The organism is Sphingorhabdus sp. (assembly GCF_046154385.1).
Classification (GTDB): Bacteria; Pseudomonadota; Alphaproteobacteria; order Sphingomonadales; family Sphingomonadaceae; genus Sphingorhabdus_B.
In genome coordinates this window covers 65,145-90,739 of record NZ_JBJXFW010000006.1, presented here as the reverse complement: position 1 = coordinate 90,739, position 25,595 = coordinate 65,145, and the positions used below count along the sequence as shown (strand labels likewise).

The window sequence follows — 25,595 nt, the reverse complement described above, 5'->3', positions numbered from 1 at the left end:
ATATTTCGAAAGACGGGACTTACGCTGCCTCGGCGAGATGTTTGAGTGCGCCACGGTCATTGATGACCACACGGCGACGATCCGGCAAAGTAATAACACCACTGGCCTTGATGCGCGTCATTTGCCGGCTAACCGTTTCGATCGTGAGCCCCAGAATATCTGCCATTTGCTGGCGATCCATGGGCAATTCAAATTCGTCTAGGTTAATCGCGGGTCCGGAGCATCCGTCGGCACTTAACCGTTCGGAAATGCGGATAAGCAAGGTCGCGATCCGCTCTTCGGCGGTTTTTTTGCCCAGCAGCATCATCCATTGGCGTGCATCGTCGAGCTCTATCAGCGTGCGTTGCAACAATTTATGCTGCAAATCCGGATGTTCCCTTGCGAACTGGTCAAAGGCCGAGCGCTGGAAAACGCACACTTCGGCGTCGCTCAAGGCGGTCACACTATAGGGGCTTTCTTTTCCGAAAGGCCGCCCGATGAAATCGGACGGAAACACCACGCCCACAATCTGCTCACGGCCATCGGCGGTTGAAACGCTTAATTTCAATACACCCGTGATGACATTGGCAACGACCAGAGCGTCATCGCCTTCCCACACCAGAGTCTGGCCGCGTTTAACCGATTGCTTCCGCCCCTTTTGACCAAGCATAGCGAGCTCGTCGGGCCGCAAGCTGGAACAGATGGCCCTGTTACGGACTACGCATTGGGTGCAATCGCTCATCTGTGTTGAGTAGCAACTTTCCCCATCGGAGACAAACCGATTTAACCGAAGCCGCGCACCAGTTCCAAAACGGGTCCCGCCCATTCCGGACGGCAGATAAGCAAGTCCGGCATATAGACATCGGCCTGATTATAAATCAGCGGGCTACCGTCGACCCGGCTGATGTGCAGCCCATAAGCGGCAGCAACGGCTGCGGGCGCACAGCTGTCCCATTCATATTGGCCGCCGGTGTGCAGATAAATTTCCGCTTCACCGCGCACGACTGCCATTGCCTTCGCGCCTGCGCTGCCCATGGGGACAAGTTCGGCTCCAATTTTCTCGGCAACCGCCACGGCTTCTGCAGCAGGCCGGGTACGGCTAACCAGCATCCGGGGCTTTTCAGCGGCGGGTGGCAAAGGCTGTGGCTGGTCTGTCCGAAGCACAAGATCAAGTCCGGGCAACGCAACCGCGCCGATGGTTGGAACACCGTTGATGGCAAGCGCGACATGCACGGCCCAATCCGTTCGTTCTTCCCCATATTCTCGTGTGCCATCGACGGGATCGATGATCCACACGCGGGATTTGGACAGGCGGTCGGCATTATCCTTTTCTTCTTCGGATAACAAACCGTCATCGGGACGCTGTTCGCGCAGCGCGTGGCACAGGAACTGGTTCGCTGTCTGGTCGCCAGCCTTCCCCAATGCCTTCAGGCTGAGCAGGCCAGATGCCCGCACCTCCAGTAACAATCGTCCTGCTACTTCTGCCAGATGCGCTGCTAATTCGCTGTCGTTCATCTCCATCCTCACTTCAGTGGCATCAGGAGACGGATGATATGTTCGGCAGCATCTGCCGCTGTCATCTCGACCGTGTTGACGCGAATTTCAGGATTGAACGGTGCCTCATAGGGGCTGTCGATACCCGTGAAATTCTTCAACGCACCGCTTCGCGCCTTTTTGTAGAGGCCTTTCACGTCACGTTCTTCGGCAACCTCAAGCGGCGTATCGACGAAGATTTCGACAAACTCGCCTTCGGGCATCATGGCGCGAACCATGTCGCGTTCGGCACGGAAGGGCGAAATGAAGGCGGTCAGGACAATAAGTCCCGCGTCCGTCATCAGCTTCGCGACTTCGCCGACGCGGCGGATGTTTTCAATGCGGTCAGCTTCTGTGAAGCCCAGATCCTTGTTCAGGCCGTGGCGCACATTGTCACCGTCCAGCAGGAAGGTGTGGCGGTTCATCAGGTTCAGGCGTTTTTCAACTTCATTGGCGATGGTCGATTTTCCTGAACCCGACAGACCGGTGAACCACAGCACGCGGGGCTTCTGGTTCTTCAGATTGGCATGTTCCTCACGGCCGATATCGGTCGCTTGCCAGTGCACATTCTGCGCGCGCCGCAAGCTGAAGTGCAGCATACCTGCACCCACCGTGCGGTTGGTGATCTTGTCGATGAGGATGAACCCGCCCAGCGCGCGGCTGTCGGCATAAGGTTCAAAAACGATGGGCTTGTCGGTGGCAAGCTCGGCAACCCCGATGGCGTTGAGTTCGAGCGTCTTGGCCGCCAGATGCTCCATTGTGTTTACATTGACAGTATATTTGGGCTGTTGCACTGTAGCCGATACAATCTGTGTACCGAGCTTTAGCCAATAAGACCGCCCGACATGCAAGGGGTCGTCATCCATCCAGACAAGGGTGGTTTCAAACTGGTCAGATACTTCGGGTGGATTGTCGGCCACGGAAATAACATTGCCACGCGAACAATCGACTTCGTCGGCAAAGCAAATCGTGACGGATTGTCCCGCGACGGCTTCGTCCAGATCGCCATCGAGTGTCACGACTTTGGTCACCGTCGAAGTCTTGCCCGAAGGCAGCACGCGCACGGCGTCACCCGGTTTCACCGAACCTGTCGAAATCAACCCGGAAAAGCCCCGGAAATCGAGATTCGGACGGTTCACCCATTGCACCGGCATCCGGAATGCCTTGCTCTGGTCTTGCTGATTGTTGAGCTCGACGGTTTCCAGATGCTCCATCAATGTCGCGCCCTGATACCAAGGGGTGTTTTCCGAAACCGACGTGATATTGTCGCCCGCCAAACCTGAAATAGGGATGCACGTGTAATTTTCGGCGATGCCTGCTTCGCGCACGAACGCGCGGAAGTCGTCGCAAATGGCGTTATACCGGTCCTGATCATAGCCGATCAGGTCCATCTTGTTAACCGCGAGAACGACGTTTTTCACACCGATCAGGTGCGCCAGATAAGCATGGCGGCGTGTCTGGACGATAATGCCCTTACGTGCATCGACCAGCAGGATCGCGAGATCCGCGGTGGATGCGCCGGTGATCATGTTGCGCGTATATTGTTCATGGCCGGGGCAGTCCGCAACGATGAACTTGCGCTTTTCCGTTGCAAAAAAGCGATAGGCGACATCGATCGTGATGCCCTGTTCCCGCTCGGCAGCCAAGCCGTCGACCAGCAAGGCAAAATCGATTTCCTGACCTTGTGTGCCGACCCGTTTGCTGTCGGCCTGCAACGCTTCCAGTTGATCTTCAAAGATCATCTTGGAATCATAGAGCAGACGACCGATCAAGGTCGATTTACCGTCATCCACGCTGCCGCAGGTGATAAACCGCAGCAGGCTTTTATGCTGGTGCGTTTCCAGATAGGCGTCGATATCCTCGGCGATGAGGGCGTCGGTCTTGTAGATCGTATCGGCTTGCGACATCAGAAATACCCTTCCTGCTTTTTCTTTTCCATGCTGGCGTCGCCGCCATCCTTGTCGATGACCCGCCCCTGACGTTCGGACGTGGTGGTCAACAGCATTTCCTGAATGACCTCGGGCAAGGTTTTCGCATCACTCTCGACCGCGCCGGTCAACGGGAAGCAGCCCAAGGTGCGGAACCGGATCGAGCGTTCGGTGATTTCGGGGCGCTTGCCCATCACCCGTTCCAGCCGTTCGATATCATCGGCCATGAACAATTGGCCCTGATATTCAAAGGTCGGCCGTTTCGCGCTGAAATACAGCGGAACAATCGGAATGTCGTTCAGATGGATATATTGCCAGATATCCAGCTCGGTCCAGTTGGAGATCGGGAAAATCCGGATGCTTTCGCCCTTGGTCTTGCGGGCATTATACAGGTTCCACAATTCGGGCCGCTGGTTCTTCGGGTCCCAGCCATGGGTAGCCGTGCGGAACGAGAATATGCGTTCCTTGGCCCGGCTTTTTTCCTCGTCACGCCGCGCGCCGCCAAAGGCCGCGTCGAACCCATAATGGTCGAGCGCCATTTTCAGGCCCTCGGTCTTCCACATATCCGTGTGCAGCGGGCCGTGATCGAACGGGTTGATGCCCCGGTCCATCGCTTCCTGATTATGATAGACCAGCAGTTCCATGCCGCTTTCTTGCGCCATCTGGTCGCGCAGCTTGTACATGTCCTTGAACTTCCACGTCGTATCGACGTGCAGCAGCGGAAAAGGCGGCGGCGAAGGATAAAATGCCTTGCGCGCAAGATGCAGCATGACTGCGCTATCCTTGCCGACCGAATATAGCATCACCGGCCGGTCGGATTCGGCGACGACCTCGCGCATGATGTGGATGCTCTCGGCTTCCAATCGTTCCAAATGGGTCAAAGTTCGCACCATTATTCTGCAAGCTCCCTGTTACTTCGTCGAATCATATGCCCCGTGAACGCCATGCTTGCACCTCCCATATGGGAGGGTATAAGACAGCGATGCACACCGATGACGACAGCCTGTTGCAATCGCTTTACGAAGGGATGTTCGAAACGCCCCTATGGCGCGGATTTCTTAACAAGTTACTGGCCAAAACCGGCTCCGATACCGTGAAATTGCTGTTTCAGCCATCGGATGAGGAGCGCGTTATCGAACTGTCGGCCGGATCGGCAAATATGCTTGGCGAACCAATCCAGCCAGAAGGCCGCCGCAGAATCGGTGACGCAATCCCGATCCGCGCCATGCGCCCCAACCGCGTATACGCGCAGGACGAACTGCTGGATCTTGCCGGGGCAAAGCGTTCCGACGAACCGTCATCCTTCAAACAATTGCGGGCAATTCGGGTTACCGAACCCGGCGGTCTTGATCTGTGGCTGCTGTGTTCGGGCGGCAAAAATATCGGTTCAGCCACCAGCGCGCTGTTAACCGCGCTCGCCCCGCATATGCAAATCGCACTCCGAAGCCATGCGGCGTTGGAACGCGAACGGTTTCGGTCGTCGATTACGGGGCAGGCTTTTGACCGGCTGAAAATGGGGTGGCTGTCGCTGGATGCAGGGTGCCATATCATCGATACGACGGACAATCTGGAACAGCTTTTCCAATGGGGCGGGGTCCTGCGGCGGGGGCGCTATGACCGGCTGGTGCCGGCATCACCCGAGATTGATCGCGCCCTGACGGCGTTGGTCAAGGGATTTGTTGCCGACACAGGCACCCGCCCGCAGGCATTTAACCTCAGCAAGGACCCGTGGGTCGAAATGCTGGTGACACCGCACCAAAGCCACAATATTTCGGGCAACCGGACGCCTGTCGCCATTGTCTATGTCAGCGGCGACAGGCGGTCACAGGCGGACCGTTGCGACCAGTTGGTGGACCTGTTCGGATTGTTGCCAAGCGAGGCGCGGCTCGCATGGATGCTCGCACAGGCGACAAGCATCGCCGAAGCGGCACAGGCTCTGGGCCTCAGCGTGGAAACTGCGCGGAATTATTCCAAGAAAATCTACGCCAAAACCGGCGCCCGCGGCCACGCAGAACTGGTCCGCATCATCCTCACAAGCGTTTTGGCGATCAGTTAAAGGCACACAATCCCCCTCCCGCCTGCGGGATGGGAGTAGGATTCAAGGTGCAGGGAACTTGGGTTCAGGATGAAGTCTACTTTCTCTGCGGGCTCCGCTAGCTCCGCGTCCTCTGCGAGAACCCAAAAACACGGCGCTAGTGGGTTCACGCGGAGGACGCGGAGGGGGCGGAGTTCGCGGAGAGAGTAGAATGGAGGATTCGCCGCTTCACAAAAACCAATCCCCCTCCCGCCTGCGGGAGGGGTTAGGGGAGGGCGGCGTGCCGCAGGCGCGCCTTGGGGCGGTGCCGATTCACCCTCCCCCGACCTCTCCCGCAAGCGGGATGGGAGAAGAAGCTTCAATCCCTCTCCCGCAAGCGGGAGAGGCGCGAGACTTGCGAATTCATTCGCTAGTCGCAGCGGAGAGGGCTTCCCCCGAACCTCTGCAAACCCCCTGTAAACCACCCCCAAATCCAGCCTCACACCATATAAAAAGCAAAACTATGTTTACATACATGGCAACACTATGTATTGGCCGACCGATTCCCCATCGCAAGCCAATGGCTGCGCGCCGGATCTGTATGAATAATAAAGGAGCATTTCAGATGTTAAGCCGTAAGAATTTACTGACCGCCGCGCTCACCAGCGCCAGCCTCGCCGCACTTGCCATGCCGACATCCGCTTGGGCGCAGACAGTAACTGCCGAACCTAATTCCACGGCGGAATGCGCTGAAGCACTGCAAGACGCGACTAGCCCGACGCCAGGTGCGGTAATATCGGGATCAACACAATGTGGCATCGGTGCAAGTGCAGGACAAAATGCCGTCGCGATAGGTGCTGGTGCAGCTGCGGTCATCGAGGGCACGGCCATTGGTCACCTAGCAAAAGCGCAAGGACAAAGTTCTGTGGCATTGGGCGATGGTTCGGTGGCGACTTTAGCAAATACCGTTTCGGTGGGTAATGCCTCGCTGAAGCGCAGGATCGTCAATGTCGCGAACGGCTTTGGCACATTTGACGCGGTGAACTTCGGGCAATTGATAGATGCGACGAAGTTCGTTGCAAGTAATGGCGGTAGTAATACCACCGCCGCTGTGGCTGGGCGGTAGCAGCAATGCATCGGGTCTCCGCTCGGTTGCGCTGGGCAGCGGGTCCGTTGCATCGGCGGATAATGTGGTATCGGTTGGCTCGGGCAATGCCGCAGACGCAGGGACCATTCAGTTCCGCAAGATCGTCAATGTCGCAAACGGCACCGCCGCAAATGACGCGGTGAACAAGGGGCAGTTGGATGCCGCGGCGGTCAATAACAAGTTCATTGCAATTAATACCGGCGGTGTTGTGGCTATCCCTACGGTTGGCAATCTATCCATCGCCATTGGCCCTGGGGCAAGTGCTGCAGGTGATCAAAATGTTGTAATAGGTATTAACTCTCAGGCCCTTGCGGGCCAATCGATTGCGTTGGGGCAAAATGCTTTAACGAATGGCAATAATTCCACAGCGCTTGGTCAAGGAACAAGAGCAGAAGCTGGAAATGGGCTCGCCCTTGGTCAGGGGGCCATTATCAATGTCGGCAATGCCATCGGAGCCCGGCAAGACTACGGTTGTTGGCGGAACCGCATTCTACCGCGGTGAAGGCGCATTCAGCTTTTCGTTCAACCACCGTCTGAATTTGGAGGCTCCAGTCTCCTTCGGCGGCGGCGTCGCGCATTCGGGTGGCAAAGACACCGTCGTCCGCGCCCATGTCGCGACCGAATTTTAAGCTTAGCCAAAAGTAAAAAAGGGGGCGCCGGTGTGATTCCGGCGCCCTTTTTATAGGCACTCATGTTGTTCGCAGGATTAAAAGCGTTGCGAAAAATGAGGTTTCATTGTAATGCTATCTATCGGCGGCGTTAACAAAATGGAGAATGATCGTTGAAGCAATATGGTGCGGATGGTGATCAATTTTGGTCCACGGAGTCGCAAGCGTTACTCTTCACGCGCCGTACTTTGGCACTTTTCGGCGGCATGGTGATGCTTTGGGCCGGACATAGTTTTCCCGCTATTGCCCAAAGCCAACCGCAATTGCCGCAGTCCGTGGCACCGCAAAATACCCTTTCTGCCGCTCCTATTCCCGGCGAACTGGAATTGGCGAAGTTGATTTGGGGAACAATCGCGGCGGTGGATAATGCCAACCAGTCAGGCAATTATTCCGTGCTGCGCGATCTTTCGGCAACCGGATTCCAGATCAACAATAATCCTGCGCGTCTTGCCGAGATTTTTTCAGGCTTGCGGAGCAGCAAGATCGACTTGTCCAACGCCTTGCTTGTTGCGCCTTCTTATACTGCCCCGCCGCAAATGGTCCAACCCGACGTTCTGTATCTGCGCGGTTATTTCGGCATTCGGCCTACCTCGGTCGAGTTTGAACTTTATTATCAATGGATGGCCGGTAAATGGCGGCTGTACGGCGTTTCCATTGTCCCGTTGCAGGTCGCAGGGGCAGCACCGTCGCCAGCCGGGACTCAGCCAGCGCCTACCCCCACCCCGGAAAAGAAACGGAACCGATGAAACCGGCTTCGAAAACTATCCTGGTGAACGCAGCCGCTTGACGCGGGAAAACAGACCGGGGCTCGAAAAAGGTTCGAACATCTGGTCGGCACTTTCGGGATCCAGTGCGGCCGTTTCGGCTATAACCTTCTCGGCTTCGGTCAGCTCCGGAATGGCAAGTCGCACAAGTTTACGGCCATTTCCCTGTGCCACTTCGATGATAGTCCGCATCGTCTTGCCTTGCCCCAAAAGTTCCATCACTTTGGTGTCCGAAAGTCCGCAATGTTCCGCCAATAACGAAGCCCGCAATGCCGTGATGGCCGGCCCCGCGCTCGCATTTCCAATACGGACTGTATCGATGAGTAAATCGCATTCGCTATCCAGACCCAGCGAACGGTTGTTCATATTCGCGGACCCGATGCGCAATATTTCGTCATCCACAATCATCAGCTTGGCATGGACATAGATCGGTTCACCCTGCTTGGTGTGCGGAACATAGATGCAGAACCGGTCCTTGGGGTCGTGCTTCCCTATGGCGCGCAGCAGCTGCGCGCGGGCGCCATCCATGGCCTTTTGTTCCAGCCATCCGTCCGCGGTCTCGGGGTTGACGATGATAATCTCGGGCGGGTCAGGTTCCGCCATGCGCTTGGCGATTGCATCGGCGATTTTGGGCGAGGCAAAATACTGGTTCTCTGCGTAAATGAACTTTTTGGCGCGGGCGATCTGTTCCAGAAACAAGTGCTGGATTTCGCGGATTTCGGTGGCGTCCTTATATTCCGCACGGGTGCGCGTAATCCCCATTTCGACAAATTGATATTCGGCCTTCAGAAATTCGGGCCAGGGCGAGGCAGCATCCGTGGGGCAGGGTTCCATAGGATCACCACCGGCCAATTCCCAACGCGCCCGGCTAAGGACGGCGAGTGCAGCGGCGGTGTCGCCTTCGACCAGCATGGTCGTGTCATGCCAGGGGCCATAGAGCTTCCCGTTGGGGCGCTTGCGCCGTAGGTCGCCGTCGACATGTTCGGGGGTATCCCAGCGGTCTGCGGTCATGTCGATGCCACCGCAGGCGGCCATCTTGTCGTCAATGACGACGATCTTCTGGTGGTGGCTGCATCCCACAGGATGCGCACTGTCGAGTTTGAACTGGATCTGCTTGTGCATTGCCCATTTAGCGACATCGACCATGGCCGACCCCCGTGTCATCAGCTTAAGCGCACCGAAATTCCATTTAAGCAGCTTGATTTCCAGCCCCGGCGTCCGGTCGGCCAGCCACAAGATGAAATCACCAAGCCGTTTTGGCGGGTCGCCTTTTTTCCGGCGGCTCCGGCTTAAATCGATACGTGTGTCGAAATCCCAACCGATCAGCATGATGCGGTGCTTGGCATTCATCATGGCGGCCTGGATGATCTCATAATAGGGTGCCGCGTCGACGACAGCATGCGCCCGCGTCGCTTTCGCATGGCACCAGATGCCCGGGCTTTCGGAAATGTCGGGGTTCATGTGGTCTCCTGCATCTTTCTATATGACAGCATCTAACAGGTCCTGCCCCAATTTAACGACAAAAAGCTGACTCCACATTCTGGAAAAAGAAGATATAGAACAAAACATGAACATTAAGGCGATTCTATCTGCGCCCCCGTCCAACAGGTTGTGGCAGCAGTACCAGTCGGAGAAGCCGCAAAGGCTTCTGCCGGTCGGCGCGCCTTTGGTGGACCAGCGACTGCAGGGGGGAATCGCGCAGGACGGTCTGCATGAATTTTTCGCTGCTGACCATAATGACGCAACTGCGGCAGCCGCCTTTGCCATGCTGATGGCGCTCCGCTTGCCCGAGACGGAGACGCATATTTTGTGGGTTTCGGGGGACAAGGAACGGCAGGCCTCGGGCCGGCTCTATGCCGCGGGTCTTGCGCAAATGGGTGCGGATCCCGCCCGCCTTTTGCTGGTTCAGGCGGCGGATATGCGCGATGCCTTGCGCGCTGCAGCCGATGGCATCCGTTCAAAAGCCGCAGGTGCCGTCATCTTGGAGGCGCAGGGCCATGCCCGGCTGATCGATCTGACATCGACGCGGCGGCTGGTGCTGGCCGCGCGCGAAGCCGGTGTTTTGGCACTGCTGGTGCGGGGTGATGCGGTCCCGATGCCCAGCGCGGCCACCACCCGCTGGCAAGTCCGGTCCGCGCCATCGCTGCCTCTACCCGGCAACGTGCCGGGCTTTGCAACATTCGACATCAATTTGCTGCGCCACCGCGGCGGCATTGCGCCTTTTGCGGCGAGAGTGACCTGGGATCATGGAGACAGAATTTTTCACGACGCGCCGTTATCTGGCGGTCTTTCTGCCGGTTCTGCCGGCGGAACGACTGATCCGGAGCTGCGGAGACAAAGCGCCTGACGTTCCTTTTGCGCTGATTGAAAAGCAGCGCGGGGCCATGCGGCTTGTCGCCTGCGATACGGCTGCGCTTGGGCTGGGCATGACGCCCGGCATGGCGCTTGCCGATGCGCGGGCGCGCGTCCCGGATCTGGCGGTATTTGACCATGATCCGCAGGCGGACAGGCAATTGCTCGAATGGCTTGCCGACGGATGCGAACGCTACACCCCCAGTTGCGCTTTGGATCCGCCACAGGGTCTGATTCTGGATATTAGCGGCTGCGCGCATATATTTGGCGGCACCGAAGCGGCCCTTGCCCGGGATTTGAAAATGCGGCTGCGGCGTCATGGCCTGACCGCGCGTATCGCCCTGGGTGCGACACCGGACAGCGCGCGGGCCAAGGCCAGATTTGGTGTGCGGACGATAAACGCATTGCCGGTGCACGCGCTGGATTGCGACGCAAAGGTGCATGCCGCGTTGCAGCGGGCCGGATTGAAAACGGTCGGCGACCTTGCCGCGCGTCCACGTGCCGCCTTTGCCGCGCGTTTCGGTAAGGATTATGGCCGCACACTTGCGCGTCTGTTGGAGGAAGAAGACCCCCGCATTACGCCGCGCCGGGCCGCCCCGGTTATCCAGGTGGCGCTCAATTTTGCAGAGCCGGTGGCGCGCACGCAGGATGTAATGGCGGGGATCACCCATCTGGCACAGCAAAGCGCGATCCTGTTGCAGGAACGTGGCGAAGGTGGCCGGCGGTTTGAAATATCCCTGTTCCGCAGTGACGGTCATGTCGCGCGGCTTGCCGTGGATACCGGCACCCCGACACGTGATGCGGCTTTGCTCGACCGGTTGTTCGGGGAGCGGATTGATACATTGTCCGATCCGCTCGACCCGGGATTTGGCTATGACATGATCCACATGGCTGTTCCGCGCAGCGAATATTTGGCGCATGTGCAGGCAGGTCTTGAATCCAAGGTGGATGTAAAGGCGGAAAAGGCGGCGCTGATCGACCGGTTGAGCGTACGCCTGGGGCCGGAGCGCATCCGTCATTTTCACATGGGCAACAGCCATATTCCCGAACGTGCAACCTTTGAGCGTCCCGCGCAGGCCGGACCGCCATCGGCTTTCCGGACAACAGCCCAGATGCAGGAACCGCAAATGCGGCCTTTCCGTCTGTTCGACCCGCCGCAGCCTGTGGAGGTGACGGCGCTGCTGCCCGATGGACCGCCGCGCCAGTTCCGGTGGCGGCGTCATGTCCATCTGGTCCATTCTGTCGAGGGGCCTGAACGGATCGCGGACGAATGGTGGCGGCGTCCTGCGGGGCATGAACCGGGAAAGGGCGGACTGACCCGCGACTATTACCGTGTGGAGGACAGTGAAGGCCGGCGTTTCTGGATGTTCCGGCATGGGCTCTATGGGGAGGGGGGGGACCCGCGCTGGTATCTGCACGGGTTGTTCGCATGATTGCCTACGCCGAACTGGTTGCTGCAACCCATTATTCCTTTTTGCGCGGCGCATCCTCTCCGGCGGAGATGGTGCTGCAGGCGGCCGCACTTGGTATGAAGGCACTTGGCATAGCCGACCGTAACAGTGTGGCAGGTGTTGTGCGGGCGTGGAGTGCGGTCAAAGCCGCCCGTGCCCAATCCCTATTGCCCCAAGGTTTCCGGCTTGTAACCGGCGCGCGGCTGGTCTTTGCCGACGGGACGCCGGATATTGTCGCCTATCCCCGCACCCGTCTGGGGTGGGGACGGCTGACCCGGCTTTTGACAACCGGGAATATGCGGTCGAAAAAGGGGGGCTGCATCCTTTATTTCGACGATCTGGCGGCGCACGCGCAGGATATACTCTTCATCCTTTTGCCTGTGTCCACGGCGCAGGAAAATACGCCGCAGGGCAGGCCTGTACCCTATGATCATCATGACGGCAGCGAAGGGTTGCGCCTGGTGGAGCCAACGCCGCAGGGGATCGAGAATATTCTGCTGCGCCTGAAAAAATGCGCGCCCGACCGCGTCTGGTTGGGGGTGTCCATGCATCTTCAGGGCAGCGACAGGCGCCAGTTCGAACAATCCCGCCTTTTGGCCCAGCATTTGGGTGTTCCCCTGCTCGCCACGAACGACGCCCTCTATGCAGAGTGCCGGAACCGGCCCTTGCACGATGTCCTGACGGCAATATCCCTCGGCGTCCCTGTGGCACAGGCTGGTGCCCGACTGGACAGCAATGCGGAGCGGTATCTCAAATCGCCCGGCCAGATGGCTGACCTTTTCGCACATTGTCCTGACGCCATTGCCGAAACGTCCCGCCTGTTGCGGCAGATCTCTTTTGATCTGGCGCAGCTGGGTTACGAATATCCGCATGAGCCCGTGCCGGAAGGCTGGGATGCACAAGGCTGGCTGGAACATTTGGTCATGACCGAGGCGCAGCGTCGCCATCCCGATGGGTTGCCGCCCAAATTGGTGAAGATGCTGAAGGAGGAATTCCAGCTTGTCCGGCAGAAGAATTATGCACCTTATTTCCTGACCGTGCACGACATCGTCCGATTTGCCCGCACGCAAGAACCGCCCATCTTGTGTCAGGGAAGAGGCTCTGCCGCCAATTCGGTGATCTGCTATCTGCTGGGGATTACCTCGGTCGATCCTGTCGCCAACAATCTGCTCTTCTCGCGCTTTTTGTCGGAAGAGCGGGACGAGCCGCCCGACATCGATGTGGATTTCGAACATGAGCGCCGCGAGGAGGTCATGCAATATATCTACCAGCGGTACAAACGCCACCGTGCCGCCATCGCCGCCACCGTGATCCATTATCGTCCGCGCAGCGCGGTGCGCGAGGTTGGCAAGGCGCTGGGGCTGACCGAGGATGTGACGGCGCGGCTGGCGGGAACGATCTGGGGCAGTTTCGGGCGGGAATTGCCCGAAGAGCGGCTGGTGGAGGCAGGCTTTGATCCGGCCAATCCGCAGATTGCCCAACTGCATGCGCTGGTCGGCCAGTTGCTCGATTTCCCGCGCCATCTGTCGCAGCATGTCGGCGGTTTTGTGCTCACCGAAAACCGTCTGGATGAAACCGTTCCCATCCATAATGGCGCCATGGAAGATCGCACTTTCATCGAGTGGGACAAGGACGATATTGCCGCGCTCAACCTGTTAAAGGTCGATATATTGGCGCTGGGGATGCTGACCTGTATCCGCAAAAGCCTCGACCTCATCCGGGAAAACGGATTGGGCGATTATCGTCTGGACAGCATACCGGCAGAGGATCCGGCGGTGTACCAGATGCTGCAAAAGGGCGACAGCATCGGCACCTTCCAGGTGGAAAGCCGCGCGCAGATCAACATGCTCCCCCGGCTGAAGCCCAAGGAGTTTTACGATCTGGTCATCCAGGTCGCGATTGTCCGCCCCGGGCCTATCGAGGGGGATATGGTCCACCCCTATCTGCGCCGTCGCAACAAGGAAGAGCCCGTCGATTTCCCTGCACCCGCCCCGCCGCATGACCCGCGGGAACTGTACGACATTCTTCACCGCACCTGTGGCGTGCCGCTGTTTCAGGAACAGGCCATGAAGCTTGCCATGGTTGCGGCCGCCTTCACCCCGGATGAGGCCAATGGATTGCGTCGCGCGATGGCGACGTTCCGCAATGTGGGGACAATGCCCGATTATCGCGACAAGATGATCGAGGGCATGGTGCGCCGTGGTTATGAGCGTGATTTTGCCGAGCGGTGTTACAAGCAGATTGAAGGCTTTGGCAGCTATGGCTTTCCGGAAAGCCATGCGCAGGCCTTTGCCCATCTGGTCTATGTGTCGTCCTGGCTGAAATGCCATCACCCCGCTATTTTCACCGCTGCCCTGCTCAATTCCCAGCCCATGGGCTTCTACGCGCCCGCGCAATTGGTGCAGGATGCGCGGGCGCACGGGGTCGAGGTCCGGCCGATCGACATTAATTTCAGCCAGTGGGACAATAGCATCGAAGAAGGGGCCTTGCGGCTGGGATTTCGGCAGGTCGATCATTTCCGGCAGGATTGGGCCAGGGCGGTTGTTGCCGCACAGCCCTTTGCCTCCATGGAGGAGCTCGCGCACAAGGCGTCCTTGCCGTCGCGCGGCCTGCATCTTTTGGCCGATGCCGATGCGCTGCGGTCCCTGGGTCTCGACCGCAGCGCCGCCGGATGGGAGGCGCGGCGGACGCCGTCGGACCAGCTTCCCCTTTTTGCCGCAGCGGATGCGCGCGAACTGGCCGAAGAGATGGACGCCCGCCTACCCGTCATGCCGATGTGCGAGCATGTGGCTGCGGATTACCAGATGACGCGGCTGTCGCTGAAAGGGCATCCGATGCAGTTCCTGCGTTCGGTATTTGCGCGCGAGGGGATATTGAGCTGTGCCGAGACCGACAAGGCGCGGCACGGTTCTCGGGTGAAGACTGCCGGGGTCGTGCTGACACGGCAGCGCCCGGGGAAGGGCAATGCCATTTTCATCACCATCGAGGATGAGACGGGCGTCATCAACGCCCTTTTATGGGCACGCCTGTTCGAGCGGCAAAGGCGCGCTGTCATGGGCGCGCGCCTGATGGTGATTGAAGGGGAAGTGCAGCGCAGCAAGGAGGGTGTTGTCCACCTGATGGCGACGACGATTACCGACCGGACGCATGAGCTGGACCGGCTATCCGAAGACCATGATCCCAATGTTCCGCTCAGCCGGTCGGACGAATTTGCCCGTCCTGTCGCCCCCCGTCATGGCCACCCGCGCGACGTCCGCATCCTGCCGAGATCGCGCGATTTTCATTAGGCCGTGACCCATCTCTACTCCCCTCCCGCAAGCGGGAGGGGCCGGGGGAGGGTGAGTCGGTGAGGTCGCAAGGCGTACCAGCGGTCCGCCCCCTCCCCTAACCCCTCCCGCTTGCGGGAGGGGGATTGGTGCCTTCATTGACTGGCCCAATTCCTACCTCCGCATACTCTGCGGTCTCCGCGTGAACCCATTAGCGCCGTGTTTCTGGTTCACGCAGAGTTCGCAGAGTTCGCGGAGTAGGTAGACTTCATCCTGAAACTTAGTTTCCTTCTTCTTGAATACTACTCCTCGTCGAATCCCAACTTACGCGGCATCCTTCGCAGCGCGCCGTGCGGCGAGTTCGGCCACGGATGTGGCACGCATGAAGGGATTGGTCGCCTTTTCGAGAGCGATGGTGGTCGGCACTGTCGGTTCCCCCCGATCGCGCAAGGCGACAACCTCTGCCATGCGCTGCACCAAAGCCGTGTTGTCCGGCTCGACGGTGAGGGCGAAGCGGCCGTTGCTCAAGGTATATTCATGGGCGCAGTAGATGGCCGTGTCGTCGCCCAGCGCTTCGAGCGCGCGCATGTTGCCAAACATCTGCTCCGCCGTGCCCTCGAACAAACGCCCGCAGCCCATTGCGAACAACGTGTCGCCCACAAAAGCGGCCTGATCTTCGGCGAAGTGAAAGGCGATATGGCCTGCCGTGTGCGCCGGGACATCAAGGACATCAGCGGTCACATCGCCCAGCCGCACAACATCGCCGCCCTTCACCTGCACATCCAATGTCGGGATACGCCCCGCTTCGGCGGCCGGCCCTGTGATCGTGCAGCCGGTGGCCTGCTTTATCTCGGCATTGCCGCCGGTGTGGTCGGGATGCCAGTGGGTGTTCCAGATCTGCGAAATCTTCCAGCCGAGCTCTTCCGCCTTTTCCAGAACGGGGGGTGCAACGGCAGGGTCGACCACCATGGTCTCGCCGCTCACCGGTTCGTGCACCAGCCAGACATAATTATCGGACAAGACCGGAATGCGGACAATCTTTAGCATTATTACCAGCTCCCGACATTGGGCATGCTGACCCAAGGCTCCGCAGGCTCCAGATGGCCTTCCTGCAGAAGTTCTATCGAGATGCCGTCTGGTGTGCGGACAAAGGCCATATGGCCGTCGCGCGGCGGACGGTTGATGGTGACACCTGCATCCATCAGCCGCTGGCAGGTTACGTAAATATCGTCGACCCGATAGGCCAGATGCCCGAAATTCCGGCCGCCGCTATAATCTTCCGCAGGGCTGCCATCGGCGGGCGGCCAGTTGTAGGTCAGCTCGACTTCCGCAATCCCGTCCTGGCCGGGCGCGGCGAGAAAGATGAGCGTAAAGCGCCCCGCTTCGCTGTCGAAACGCCGCACTTCCTCCAGCCCGATCAGTTTGAAAAAGGCGACAGTCGCATCGGGGTCGGTGACGCGGATCATCGTGTGCAGATATTTCGTCGCCATAATAACTCCATTCATCTCTATTAACGCACGGTTCATCGTCAATACTATAGCAAAGCATGCAATAGGTCGACGCAACAGATGGACCCTGACAGTATCCGGCGCAAGGGGTGCACAAGGCTGCGGGGCAGAATTTTCAAGGATCAGATGATGGGTGATGATGCGGGTGAAATAAATGGAACAAGCTGGTTGGGTAAGCTGACCGCCAATCAGGGTAAGGCATGGCTCGCAGGAACGGCGCTTTTGGCGACGGGCCTTGTGGCGGGTGGCTATCTGATGGGTGACGGGCTGGTGCGGATGAAACAGTCCGACCGCGCGGTAACCGTCCGCGGGCTTGCGGAACGCGATGTGACCGCCGACCTTGCCACATGGACGATCGCTTATTCGGCAAAGGCGGGTGATTTGCAGTCGGCGCAGTCCAAAGTCGACGGCGACACAAAGGCAATCCGTGGATTCTTCAACAGCCTCGGTTTCGATGCCGATGCCCTGCAGCCAACCGGCGCCAATGTCTCGCAATATAATGAAAACGGCATTCCCACCTATACGGTGAAGCAGCGCCTGTCGCTGCGTACCACCGACATCAAAAAGGCCGAAGCCGCCGTGAAGCGGCAGTTTGATCTGGTCAAAAGCGGCGTCGAGTTGGAGGAGGGGTCGGGCATGTCGTACACCTTTACCAAATTGAACGCCATCAAGCCCGAAATGATCGCCCAAGCGACAAAGGACGCGCGCAAATCTGCGGAGCAATTTGCCAAAGACAGCGGCACCGGCGTCGGCAGCATCAAATCGGCGACCCAAGGCTATTTCGAAGTCACTGCCCGTGACGGCGATAGCGCAGGCGGCTGGGGTGTTTCGGATTCACCTTATAAAAAGGTGCGGGTCGTTACCACGGTGGAATATTATCTGGACTGATCTTGTTCTGGCGGCGTTGGCTTCATCCCCAACGCTGCCAATTGTGTATTTGCGCTCGCGGCCTGCCTGCTGTTTGGCGCTATAGCAAGGACTTGCTCCCATTGTTTGCGCGCGGTGCTTTCATCCCCTGCGGCAATGGCGATATTGCCCGCTTCCAAAGCAACAGAGGGGTCACGAGGAGCAAGCGCTGCAGAGGTCTGGATATACGCAAGCGCATCGGATAATTTGTTAACCCGCCGTGATAATGTAGCGGAAAGCAGCCAGGCAACAGAGTTCTCAGGCGAAAGGCTCCGTGCCGTGGTAAGCGCTGCCTCCGCTTCGCTATTCCGGTCGAGCGCGACAAGCGCGCGGGCGCGGTCAATTTCGCATTCGGCACGCTCGGCATTATCCAATAATGCACCTGCCAACGCCCGATCCAATGACTCTAATGCTACGTCCATTCGCCCTGCTGCTATGGCCGCATTTCCCGCTTGCGCCCAAAAACGGGCGGCGCGGTTGTCGAATTTAACTTCCGCACCTTTGGCTGCATCAGCAAGAATTGGAGATGCAAGTTCAAATTTGAAATCAGCGGCCAACGCAAATCCATGACAGGCTTTTGCAAGATGGCCCCCACCCTTTTGAGTCCATTCATTTGCTAGGGCTACCGCAGACGGTGCATCGGTTTGTGCGAGTTTCATGCACTCGTTAAACTGGACCTCATCGAGGGTCAGCAATGGTTGCGCTGAAACCGGGTTGGCCGACTGGAGAAGAAAAAGAGAAAGCAGAAGCATTAGATATCCAAAATGTCGGCACGGCGGACGTCCGCATTAGAGTTTTGCCACCACATCGATCAACAATGCGATGTCCTGATCGCGCGAAAGCCGGTGGTCTCCATCCTTTATCAATATCGTCTGCACGTCGGCTGAACGAAGACACGCGGCGAGCTTCAGTGAAAAATCCCAAGGGACATCCGGATCTTGTTGTCCGTGGATCAGCCGTACCGGGCAATCGAGTGCGACACGGCCAGTCAGTTGCAGATTATCCTGACCTGATGTCCAAAAATCTTGGGTAATGACCATGGCGTCATAACCATACTCGCTGGGCCGCTCGATCCGTCCCTTTTCCAGCAAGGTGGCTTTATCGGCTGCGTCAAAATCCCAATCGGTAAAATCAGGGGCCGCCGCAATACCGACCAGCGCCCCGACTTGGTCGCCAAGAGCTTGCGCCACCAGAAGCATCAGCCATCCACCCATGGACGACCCGATGAGAATGATTGGCCCCGTGACGACCGCAGCGATGACCGCGCAAACATCGTCGCGCCAGACATCAAGTGTTCCTGATTCAAATACCCCGTCACTTTCACCGCAACCGGAATAGTCCAATCGCAACATGGCCCGATTTTGCGTTTGCGCCCATGCGGCAAGCGCCTGCGCTTTGCCGCCCTGCATATCGGACATGTAGCCTGGTAAAAATACGATGGTTGGGCCTTCGCCGCGAAGATGGCGATAGGCAAGACGGGTCCCGTCCGGACGATTCAGAAACTGGACAGGCGGTTCCACCAGTGTCAAATCACCCAGTCAACCGTCAAAGTCTGGGCGACATCCTGCCCTTTGGCACGGCGTTGTTCGACCATGATTGTGTTAAGCCGCTTGACGGTGTCGCTGCCCGAAGTGATGCACAGGCCGGGAATGACCGCATGCACCAGCGCCTTCATGCCACCCCAGATCATTGTCAAACCGAAGCGGCCGGCGACACCGAAATGCTGCACATAATTTTCGTCAACGCTTTTGGGGTGATCGATAAAAAGGCGGCGAAACATGGTTGGGATAGTCTCCTTTTGCGCGCAATAGCGCTGCATCATTAAAAATCAAAGCCGAAGCCTGACTTCGCTTTGCGGTCCTGCGTACACATGGTCTTTAATTCGGTCCATTCTACGGCGGTCAGCGCGGGCTTGTAATTCTTGCCCTTTATGATGCTCTTTTCAAATGCCTTCTTACGCTCACGTGAGAGCGGATGACTGGACATATAGCCTGCAACTCCCTGGCCATCCTCTCCGTTTCGGGCGCTACCGTCCAATTCCGACAGTCGGTCGAAGAACGACGCGGTGCCCACAGGTGAGATATTGGCAGCGCCGAGCGCCTTCATCGAATGGGCGTCGGCCTCCGCCTCGGATTCGCGGCTGTAGCTCATGGCGAGCATGTTGTTCACAAGCGCACCGCTATTTCCATCCACGCCGCCGAGCACGACGGCGAGGCCCATTTGCCGCAACAACGCCTGCATCACATGCTTTTCGCGCACATGGCCAATTTCGTGGGCGAGGACACCGGCCACTTCGTCGGGTGAGCGGGCCTGTTTTACCAGACCATCGAACAAAATCACTTTGCCACCGGGCAGGGCGACCGCGTTGATCATGTCGATCTTGGCCACTTCGACTTGCAGGTCTTGCGGATTGGGGTCGATGGAACGTACCAGCTTTTGCAACGCCGCGTCTCCGGCGGGCGTGCTGCAGAAGCGTCCGCCAAAATCACCCACCAGCGCTTCGCCCAATTTTCTGTCGACACTGGAAGGAATCAATGGGGCAAGCCACTGTGGACTAAGAAGAACGACTGCGACCGCGGCTGCGCTTACAAGCGCGAACGCTATGGTCGCCTTGCCAAGCCCCAGCCGGTCGACCCACCCGCCGTATTTACGCTGCGCCGGCAGTAGCTCCAACAATTCCTTGGGAACAGGCCCAGAGATCATAAGCCGCCATCCGTCGATATCCGCCAAGCCATAAACGTCGACATTTTCCTTGCGCGTCACATATTCCACATCGGAAAAAGAAAACGGCCCGTGCCGACGCTCATTTTCGACCAGGAAGAACTGCCGCCCGATAGTCTGGACCTCAACCTTACGGCGAACCGCGCTGCGGCCGTCATAATGCCAAACGTTGAAGAAATTATCCATCGATCAGATCGCACCGACATCAAAGGCGTCGAGCAAACCTTCGCCATGTTTTGACACAATGGTCTTGGACTGGGTCAGTTCGTCAATGTTAATCTCGCCATAGGCTTCCATATGGTCGATAAAAAATTTCCAGTTTCTGTAAGGCATAAAGATATAGCCAATCCCGAGCGTGCAGATGACAATTACCATATTTGCCAGAAAAAAGAGGATCCAGTCCGGCGCCCTTGCGCGAAAATCGAATTCCAGATTATGCAGGCGAAGGCCGCCTACAGCGATCCGGAAATATTTGCTGTAATAGGCAAGAGCAGCCAGCGGCAAGATGATATAGAGGCTTAAGATAGCAACCACGACCAATACACTACCTATGGCCATACCGGTACCGCCCAGCCCCCCGAGCTGCCCGCCGGAAGTCGCTGCGGCAATCCCTAAAATTATCCCGCCGACGAACATCAGAAATGGAACCAGATAAAAAAGCAGATAGCGCTTCATTAACGGTTGCCACCGGGCATTGGATTCGAAGCTGTGCGGGCCAAAGCTCATCGAATTCCAACGTTCATTCCACAGAGAGATCATAGACCATGGTACCAGCAGGAAAATCGGCAGCACGCCGACAATGTTTTTCCACATATAGGAAATCCCGTACCCAAAGCCGGGATCGTTGCTCCCCCCCCGAATACCCCGCCAATAGGTGCGGCTAAGGCGGTAGCGAAGGGCACGGAAATAGGCGACGCCGCTGAGGTAAAACAACATTACAAACATGGCGATGGTAACAACGCCTGCAATGAAAGTCTGACCTCGGAAAATGAGGCCTTGGGAGACAAGCTGCATGACAATTATCGGCAGACCGAGCAGCAAGAATACCATGATGAAGCCGATAAACAGCTCCAATCCTTTGCCCGTCCATTCCAGCCGTTCATCAATGAAATCGGTTTGCGCCCACAGATATTCCCGTTCCCGCGTGGTCGCCCAGAAACGGTAAATGCCCAATGTAACGATGGTAAGCAACAGATTGGGAAAGGCAATTTTGGCAAATTCCTGCCAGCTTCCATGGAAACGGAATGCGCTATGGCGCTGTGTCAGGTCTTCGCTCATAAATTCAATGCCCCTTTATAACCTGCAAAACATGCGCGGAAGGGCTTGGATTTGTCAAGAACAGCGATGTCAAAGGGCGACGCGCTTCGACAAAAGCGCGTCGCATCGGCACTTATTGAACGGTTACGGTAACCGCGCGGCGGTTTTGCGCCCAGCTTTGCTCATCCGAACCCAGCGCCTGCGGGCGTTCCTTGCCATAGCTGACAGTCTGGATCCGGCTGGCATCGACACCCACCGATATCAGATAATTTTTTGCCGAGTTGGCGCGCCGTTCGCCCAAAGCAAGGTTATAGTCGCGGGTTCCACGCTCGTCGGCATGGCCTTCAACAGTAATTCTCGTATTAGGATAGCGGGCAAGCCATTGCGCCTGAACTTGCAACGTAGCCTGATCGTCGGTGTCGACATTGAAGCGGTCGGTATCAAACAGGATACGGTCGCCAAATTGACCTACTGTTTGCAGGAAATCTTCCTGGCTTCCCGGCTGAATAGTGTTGGTGACCGGGCTGGTCTCGGCGGGTGGTTGGCCATAATTGGTATTTTCCGCGACAGGCGGAAGCACCTCTACATCCTTTTTGCCGCAACCTGCGACCAATGACGCGGATGCCAGCAAAAATGCCAATCCCTTGATACTGTTGTTTCTCATCGGCTTTCTCCTTCTTTTCGAGCCCCGCTTGATTTGGAATTCGACATATTGTTACGGCAATACCGGCCCCCATGCCGGGTCGGAACCATCGACCGGCGTGGGTAATTTGCGTTCGTTCGATCCGGTCAAGTCTACCTGCCATATGCTTGTTTTACCACTAGCTTTCGCAGTACGGAAGAACTGGATGACACGGCCATTGGGTGCCCAGGTGGGTGCCTCGTCCTGCCAACTGTCGGTGAGCAGCCGTTCGCCGGAACCGTCGGGCCGCATCGTGCCTACGCGGAAATCGCCCGCGATGCGTGTATAGGCAATCAGGTCGGCGCGCGGGCTCCATTCTGGGGTGGCATAGCGGCCCTGGCCAAAGCTGATCCGGCGCTGGTTTGAGCCATCGGCGTTCATGACATAGATTTGCTGGCTGCCGGAACGGTCGCTTTCAAACACGATCTGGCGGCCGTCGGGGGAAAAGCTTCCGCCGACGTCAATGCTGGGCGAACTGGTCAGTTTCACGGGTGTACCATTGCCCGAGGCCGGGATCTTGTAGATATCCGTGTTGCCCGAAACCGCCATTGAATAGAGGATCGTCTGCCCGTCGGGTGACCAACGCGGCGCAAAGGTCGGGTTACGCGATTGCGTGATCAACCGCTGCCGTCCGGCGTCGATATCATACACATAGATCCGCGGATTGCCGTCAACATAGGACAGATACAGGATCGACTTGTAATTGGGCGAGAAACGCGGGGTCAGCGCGGTCGACTGGCCATTGGTGATGAAACGGTGATTGGCACCGTCCGAATCCATGATGGCAAGGCGCTTGACCCGTTTGCCCTTGGGACCGGTTTCGGCAATATAAGCGATGCGGCTGTCGAAAAAGGGCAGCTCGCCGGTCAGTTTCGAATAGATCGCATCGGCGCATTTATGTGCGGCGCGGCGCCATTCACGCGGCGGCACGTTAAAGCCAAGACGCGTTGTTTCATTGCCAAAGCCGACATCATATAGATAACAGCCCACGGTCAGATTGCCGTCGCCACCCACGCGGACAAAGCCCTGCACCAGCTGTTCGACCGGACGTGCTTTCCAATAATCGAATTGCGGTGCGGTGACTTCGGGCAAGTCGATGGCGCGCAGACCATTAGGCCCTTGCGTTTCAAACACGCCCGATGCGCGCAGGTCGGATGAAATCACCTCCGCAATCTGACGACCCAGCGCGGTGCTGTTGCCCGCTGGCGTGTCGGCAGGCGCGGGCGCAACGAGGGCAGGGACGGCGATGGAGCGGGTTTTGGCCGTATCAAATTCGACCAGTTCCGGTTCGTCCGCAGGCATCGTTGGTGCCGCGTCTTGCGCTTGTGCCTGTGCGGCAAAAGTTACCAGGAACAGCGCAAAAAATGCAGCCAATTTTTGGTAAAGGGTCGTGGGCATTGGTCGTTTCATTCCTTTATCCGCCTGATCTCTATCCTGTGGCGCGAAGTCTGAGTGCGTGGGTCTTCCATATATCGTGATATTCCGGGTCAAGCCCTTCAAACGGAGATGCGGCGCGAACCGCCTGCAATATACAATCCTTTAGCGGCGCGGCCTGTGGTTGATTGCTATCGTTTACCCCAACCTGCTTGTCAAAGCGAACTGAAGTCAGCCGCCCGCCCGGCTCAAGATTGAGCGTGACGAAGGTTTCGATCTTGTTGATCTCAACCCCCGAAGGCGCACAGGCGCGGACGCGGGCGCGGATCTGGCTGGCGAGCGACACGCTGACCGACCGGCGAACCTCAGAAGCCGTTTTCGCCGCCGGCGTTCCAACCGCCTTGCCCGCGCCCGGGGCCTTGCCGATGGCGTTCATGCTATCTTCGAAACTTTGGCTAAATCCGCCCGGCTTGGCAGGGGTCGTCGCTTTCCCGCTCTTCGCCGCGGCGGTGTTGCTTTTCGCAGGCGGCTGCTTGACGGCGACTTTTTTGGCCGCGGTCTTTGCCGGAGGCGGCGTATCGCGCGCCAATGGTTTTGCCACAGGCTTGGCCTGCGGCTTTTCAACCGGCCGTTCGATCTGCATCGCCGGACTTGGCGGCGGCTCAGCCGGTTCGATTTCGCCCGGCGCAGGGGGTGCGGATTCTTCCTGGATCGCGTCCGGCGCGGTCGAGACATCGGCAATCTCGCCGACCAGCGAGACCGAGATGGCTTCGGGCTTTGTGACGGGTTCTGCGGACATCATCAGGCCAAGCGCCATCGCGCCGAGCAGCACGACATGGCCACCAACGGCAGCGCCCAATCCCAGTTTCTCCGCCCGGTCCATCGCCCTACTGCCTAGTTTTCACCAGATGAACCTGTGGTGACCAGACTGACGCTGTTCAGCCCCGCACGGTTCAACTCGCCCATCACCCGCATCATCTGGCCGTAGCTGATTGTCGTGTCGCCGCGCAGCATGATCTGCCGCGGCGTGTTTTCATCTTGCGCAGCCGCAATCTCTTCCAGCCGTGCGGGCAGGTCACCCGGGCCGACTTCGGTTCCGTCGATGAAGGTCACGCCATCCTTGTCGATGGCGATCTCAATCGGTTCGTCCTTCTGGTCGAGGGCATTTGCGCGGCTTTCGGGAAGCTCGACCGGCACGCCGGTGACCAGCAAGGGGGCCGTCACCATGAAGATGATCAGCAACACCAGCATGACATCGACTAGCGGCGTGACGTTGATCTCCGCCATCGGAGCGCGCCGTCCACCCCGACCCCGCCTGCGTCCACCGCCGGAGGATAGGTTCATCGCCATCAGTTGCTTTCCCGTTCCAGTTCGCGGCTCAACGTGCCGTGGAATCCGTCGGCAAAGCGACCCATGCGCGCCTCATACTGGTTCAGCCGGTGCGAAAAACGGTTGTAGGCGATGACCGCCGGAATGGCGGCAAACAGGCCGATTGCGGTGGCGAACAATGCTTCGGCAATCCCAGGCGCGACCACGGCGAGTGAGCTGTTTTGTTCGGCGGCAATGGCTGCAAAGCTGCGCATGATTCCCCAAACGGTGCCAAACAAACCGACAAAGGGTGCAACAGAACCGGTCGTCGCCAGAAAGTTCAACCGGTTGGCGAGCTTGTCGGTTTCGGCCGCAATGGTTGCGTCCATCGCCGTTGCCAGCCGTTCGCGCGTTCCGGCGCGGTCGATGTTTCGGCCATTGGTCGATCGCCGCCATTCCGCAACACCGGCCGCAAACACCCGCGCCACGGGCAGTTCGCTTTTGCCATAGCCATTATAAAAACCGTCTATGTCGCTGCTCGCACCAAAATCGCGTTCGAACTTTTGGGTCTCTTTATTTATGCGCGCCATTTTCACGGTGAAGCTGATAATGATGGCCCATGCCCAGATGCTGGCCAACGCCAATCCGATAATTACGGCCTTTACCACCCAGTCGGCATCCATAAACAAGGTGATGGGAGAGAAATTTACGACTTGTGCTGCTAAAACAAAATTCAT

The 25,595-nt window shown here is 58.1% G+C and carries 26 protein-coding genes; 9 read left to right on the top strand and 17 right to left on the bottom strand.

Annotated features, from left to right (window positions below; genetic code table 11):
- Nucleotides 1-19: 19 nt before the first annotated feature.
- Genes ACKVOS_RS01250 through cysD form a run of 4 tightly spaced genes read right to left on the bottom strand, consistent with a single transcriptional unit; the run spans nt 20 to nt 4,333 of the window.
- Entirely contained in the window at nt 20-721 is a 702-nt protein-coding gene (locus ACKVOS_RS01250) for a Crp/Fnr family transcriptional regulator (RefSeq protein ID WP_409210205.1), read from the bottom strand.
- A gap of 41 nt (nt 722-762) precedes the next feature.
- Nucleotides 763-1,494 (bottom strand): 3'(2'),5'-bisphosphate nucleotidase CysQ, encoded by a 732-nt coding sequence (locus ACKVOS_RS01245; protein ID WP_409210204.1) that lies wholly within the window; start codon nt 1,492-1,494, stop codon nt 763-765.
- Nucleotides 1,495-1,502: 8 nt separating this feature from the next.
- Entirely contained in the window at nt 1,503-3,419 is a 1,917-nt protein-coding gene (cysN, locus tag ACKVOS_RS01240; RefSeq protein ID WP_409210203.1) for a sulfate adenylyltransferase subunit CysN, read from the bottom strand.
- Nucleotides 3,419-4,333, bottom strand: a complete 915-nt coding sequence (gene cysD / locus ACKVOS_RS01235; RefSeq protein WP_409210202.1) for a sulfate adenylyltransferase subunit CysD — start codon at nt 4,331-4,333, stop codon at nt 3,419-3,421. Before cysD ends, cysN begins: the two co-directional genes overlap by 1 nt.
- Nucleotides 4,334-4,422: 89 nt before the next feature.
- Here cysD and ACKVOS_RS01230 point away from each other — a divergent pair, with 89 nt between their 5' ends.
- From ACKVOS_RS01230 to ACKVOS_RS01210, 5 genes are all read left to right on the top strand, one after another.
- The gene (locus tag ACKVOS_RS01230) at nt 4,423-5,496 is read left to right on the top strand and encodes a helix-turn-helix transcriptional regulator (RefSeq protein WP_409210201.1); all 1,074 of its coding nucleotides are present in this window, start codon (nt 4,423-4,425) and stop codon (nt 5,494-5,496) included.
- 583 nt (nt 5,497-6,079) lie between these two features.
- Nucleotides 6,080-6,580 (top strand): hypothetical protein, encoded by a 501-nt coding sequence (locus ACKVOS_RS01225; protein WP_409210200.1) that lies wholly within the window; start codon nt 6,080-6,082, stop codon nt 6,578-6,580.
- Nucleotides 6,540-7,103: a hypothetical protein gene (locus ACKVOS_RS01220; protein WP_409210199.1), complete on the top strand. Its 564-nt coding sequence runs from the start codon at nt 6,540-6,542 to the stop codon at nt 7,101-7,103. Before ACKVOS_RS01225 ends, ACKVOS_RS01220 begins: the two co-directional genes overlap by 41 nt.
- Nucleotides 7,045-7,230, top strand: coding sequence for a YadA-like family protein (locus ACKVOS_RS01215; protein ID WP_409210198.1), 186 nt, complete (start codon nt 7,045-7,047; stop codon nt 7,228-7,230). Before ACKVOS_RS01220 ends, ACKVOS_RS01215 begins: the two co-directional genes overlap by 59 nt.
- Nucleotides 7,231-7,382: 152 nt before the next feature.
- Nucleotides 7,383-8,015, top strand: coding sequence for a hypothetical protein (locus ACKVOS_RS01210; protein ID WP_409210197.1), 633 nt, complete (start codon nt 7,383-7,385; stop codon nt 8,013-8,015).
- 15 nt (nt 8,016-8,030) lie between these two features.
- Here ACKVOS_RS01210 and ACKVOS_RS01205 read toward each other — a convergent pair whose 3' ends face one another.
- Nucleotides 8,031-9,494 carry a phospholipase D-like domain-containing protein gene (locus ACKVOS_RS01205; RefSeq protein WP_409210196.1) on the bottom strand — a complete coding sequence of 488 codons (1,464 nt, stop codon included), beginning with the start codon at nt 9,492-9,494 and terminating at the stop codon, nt 8,031-8,033.
- Between the two features lie 106 nt (nt 9,495-9,600).
- Here ACKVOS_RS01205 and ACKVOS_RS01200 point away from each other — a divergent pair, with 106 nt between their 5' ends.
- The 3 genes from ACKVOS_RS01200 to ACKVOS_RS01190 are packed head-to-tail and all read left to right on the top strand — an operon-like array spanning nt 9,601 to nt 15,123.
- Entirely contained in the window at nt 9,601-10,380 is a 780-nt protein-coding gene (locus tag ACKVOS_RS01200; RefSeq protein ID WP_158900975.1) for an ImuA family protein, read from the top strand.
- On the top strand, nt 10,280-11,818 hold the full coding sequence (locus tag ACKVOS_RS01195; RefSeq protein ID WP_409210195.1) for a Y-family DNA polymerase: 1,539 nt from the start codon (nt 10,280-10,282) through the stop codon (nt 11,816-11,818). Before ACKVOS_RS01200 ends, ACKVOS_RS01195 begins: the two co-directional genes overlap by 101 nt.
- Nucleotides 11,815-15,123 (top strand): error-prone DNA polymerase, encoded by a 3,309-nt coding sequence (locus ACKVOS_RS01190; RefSeq protein WP_409210194.1) that lies wholly within the window; start codon nt 11,815-11,817, stop codon nt 15,121-15,123. The genes ACKVOS_RS01195 and ACKVOS_RS01190 overlap by 4 nt, the downstream gene beginning before the upstream one ends.
- A gap of 303 nt (nt 15,124-15,426) precedes the next feature.
- Here the strand turns inward: ACKVOS_RS01190 and gloB are convergent, their stop codons facing one another.
- Entirely contained in the window at nt 15,427-16,149 is a 723-nt protein-coding gene (gene gloB / locus ACKVOS_RS01185) for a hydroxyacylglutathione hydrolase (protein ID WP_409210193.1), read from the bottom strand.
- Nucleotides 16,150-16,151: 2 nt separating this feature from the next.
- Entirely contained in the window at nt 16,152-16,628 is a 477-nt protein-coding gene (locus ACKVOS_RS01180) for a VOC family protein (protein ID WP_409210192.1), read from the bottom strand.
- A gap of 108 nt (nt 16,629-16,736) precedes the next feature.
- On the opposite strand from ACKVOS_RS01180, the gene ACKVOS_RS01175 reads away from it, so the two are divergent.
- Nucleotides 16,737-17,498 (top strand): SIMPL domain-containing protein, encoded by a 762-nt coding sequence (locus ACKVOS_RS01175; protein ID WP_409210191.1) that lies wholly within the window; start codon nt 16,737-16,739, stop codon nt 17,496-17,498.
- Here ACKVOS_RS01175 and ACKVOS_RS01170 read toward each other — a convergent pair.
- The 10 genes from ACKVOS_RS01170 to tolQ all read right to left on the bottom strand — a co-directional run bounded on the left by ACKVOS_RS01170 (nt 17,486) and on the right by tolQ (nt 25,595).
- Nucleotides 17,486-18,175, bottom strand: coding sequence for a hypothetical protein (locus ACKVOS_RS01170; RefSeq protein ID WP_409210190.1), 690 nt, complete (start codon nt 18,173-18,175; stop codon nt 17,486-17,488). The genes ACKVOS_RS01175 and ACKVOS_RS01170 overlap by 13 nt on opposite strands.
- Nucleotides 18,176-18,304: 129 nt before the next feature.
- Nucleotides 18,305-19,045 (bottom strand): alpha/beta hydrolase, encoded by a 741-nt coding sequence (locus tag ACKVOS_RS01165; protein ID WP_409210189.1) that lies wholly within the window; start codon nt 19,043-19,045, stop codon nt 18,305-18,307.
- A complete protein-coding gene (locus ACKVOS_RS01160) occupies nt 19,042-19,296 on the bottom strand; it encodes a DUF6356 family protein (protein ID WP_409210188.1) in 255 nt (84 codons plus the stop codon). The genes ACKVOS_RS01165 and ACKVOS_RS01160 overlap by 4 nt, the downstream gene beginning before the upstream one ends.
- Before the next feature lie 41 nt (nt 19,297-19,337).
- Complete coding sequence (locus ACKVOS_RS01155) at nt 19,338-20,423, bottom strand: M48 family metallopeptidase (RefSeq protein WP_409210187.1); 1,086 nt, start codon at nt 20,421-20,423, stop codon at nt 19,338-19,340.
- A 3-nt stretch (nt 20,424-20,426) separates the two neighbouring features.
- The gene (locus ACKVOS_RS01150) at nt 20,427-21,515 is read right to left on the bottom strand and encodes a YjgN family protein (protein WP_409210186.1); all 1,089 of its coding nucleotides are present in this window, start codon (nt 21,513-21,515) and stop codon (nt 20,427-20,429) included.
- A gap of 112 nt (nt 21,516-21,627) precedes the next feature.
- Nucleotides 21,628-22,158: a peptidoglycan-associated lipoprotein Pal gene (gene pal / locus ACKVOS_RS01145; protein WP_409210185.1), complete on the bottom strand. Its 531-nt coding sequence runs from the start codon at nt 22,156-22,158 to the stop codon at nt 21,628-21,630.
- Between the two features lie 51 nt (nt 22,159-22,209).
- Nucleotides 22,210-23,574 (bottom strand): Tol-Pal system beta propeller repeat protein TolB, encoded by a 1,365-nt coding sequence (tolB, locus tag ACKVOS_RS01140; protein ID WP_409210184.1) that lies wholly within the window; start codon nt 23,572-23,574, stop codon nt 22,210-22,212.
- A gap of 31 nt (nt 23,575-23,605) precedes the next feature.
- Nucleotides 23,606-24,433 carry a hypothetical protein gene (locus tag ACKVOS_RS01135; protein ID WP_409210183.1) on the bottom strand — a complete coding sequence of 276 codons (828 nt, stop codon included), beginning with the start codon at nt 24,431-24,433 and terminating at the stop codon, nt 23,606-23,608.
- Between the two features lie 11 nt (nt 24,434-24,444).
- Nucleotides 24,445-24,900, bottom strand: a complete 456-nt coding sequence (gene tolR / locus ACKVOS_RS01130; RefSeq protein ID WP_409210182.1) for a protein TolR — start codon at nt 24,898-24,900, stop codon at nt 24,445-24,447.
- A complete protein-coding gene (gene tolQ / locus ACKVOS_RS01125; protein ID WP_409210181.1) occupies nt 24,900-25,595 on the bottom strand; it encodes a protein TolQ in 696 nt (231 codons plus the stop codon). The genes tolR and tolQ overlap by 1 nt, the downstream gene beginning before the upstream one ends.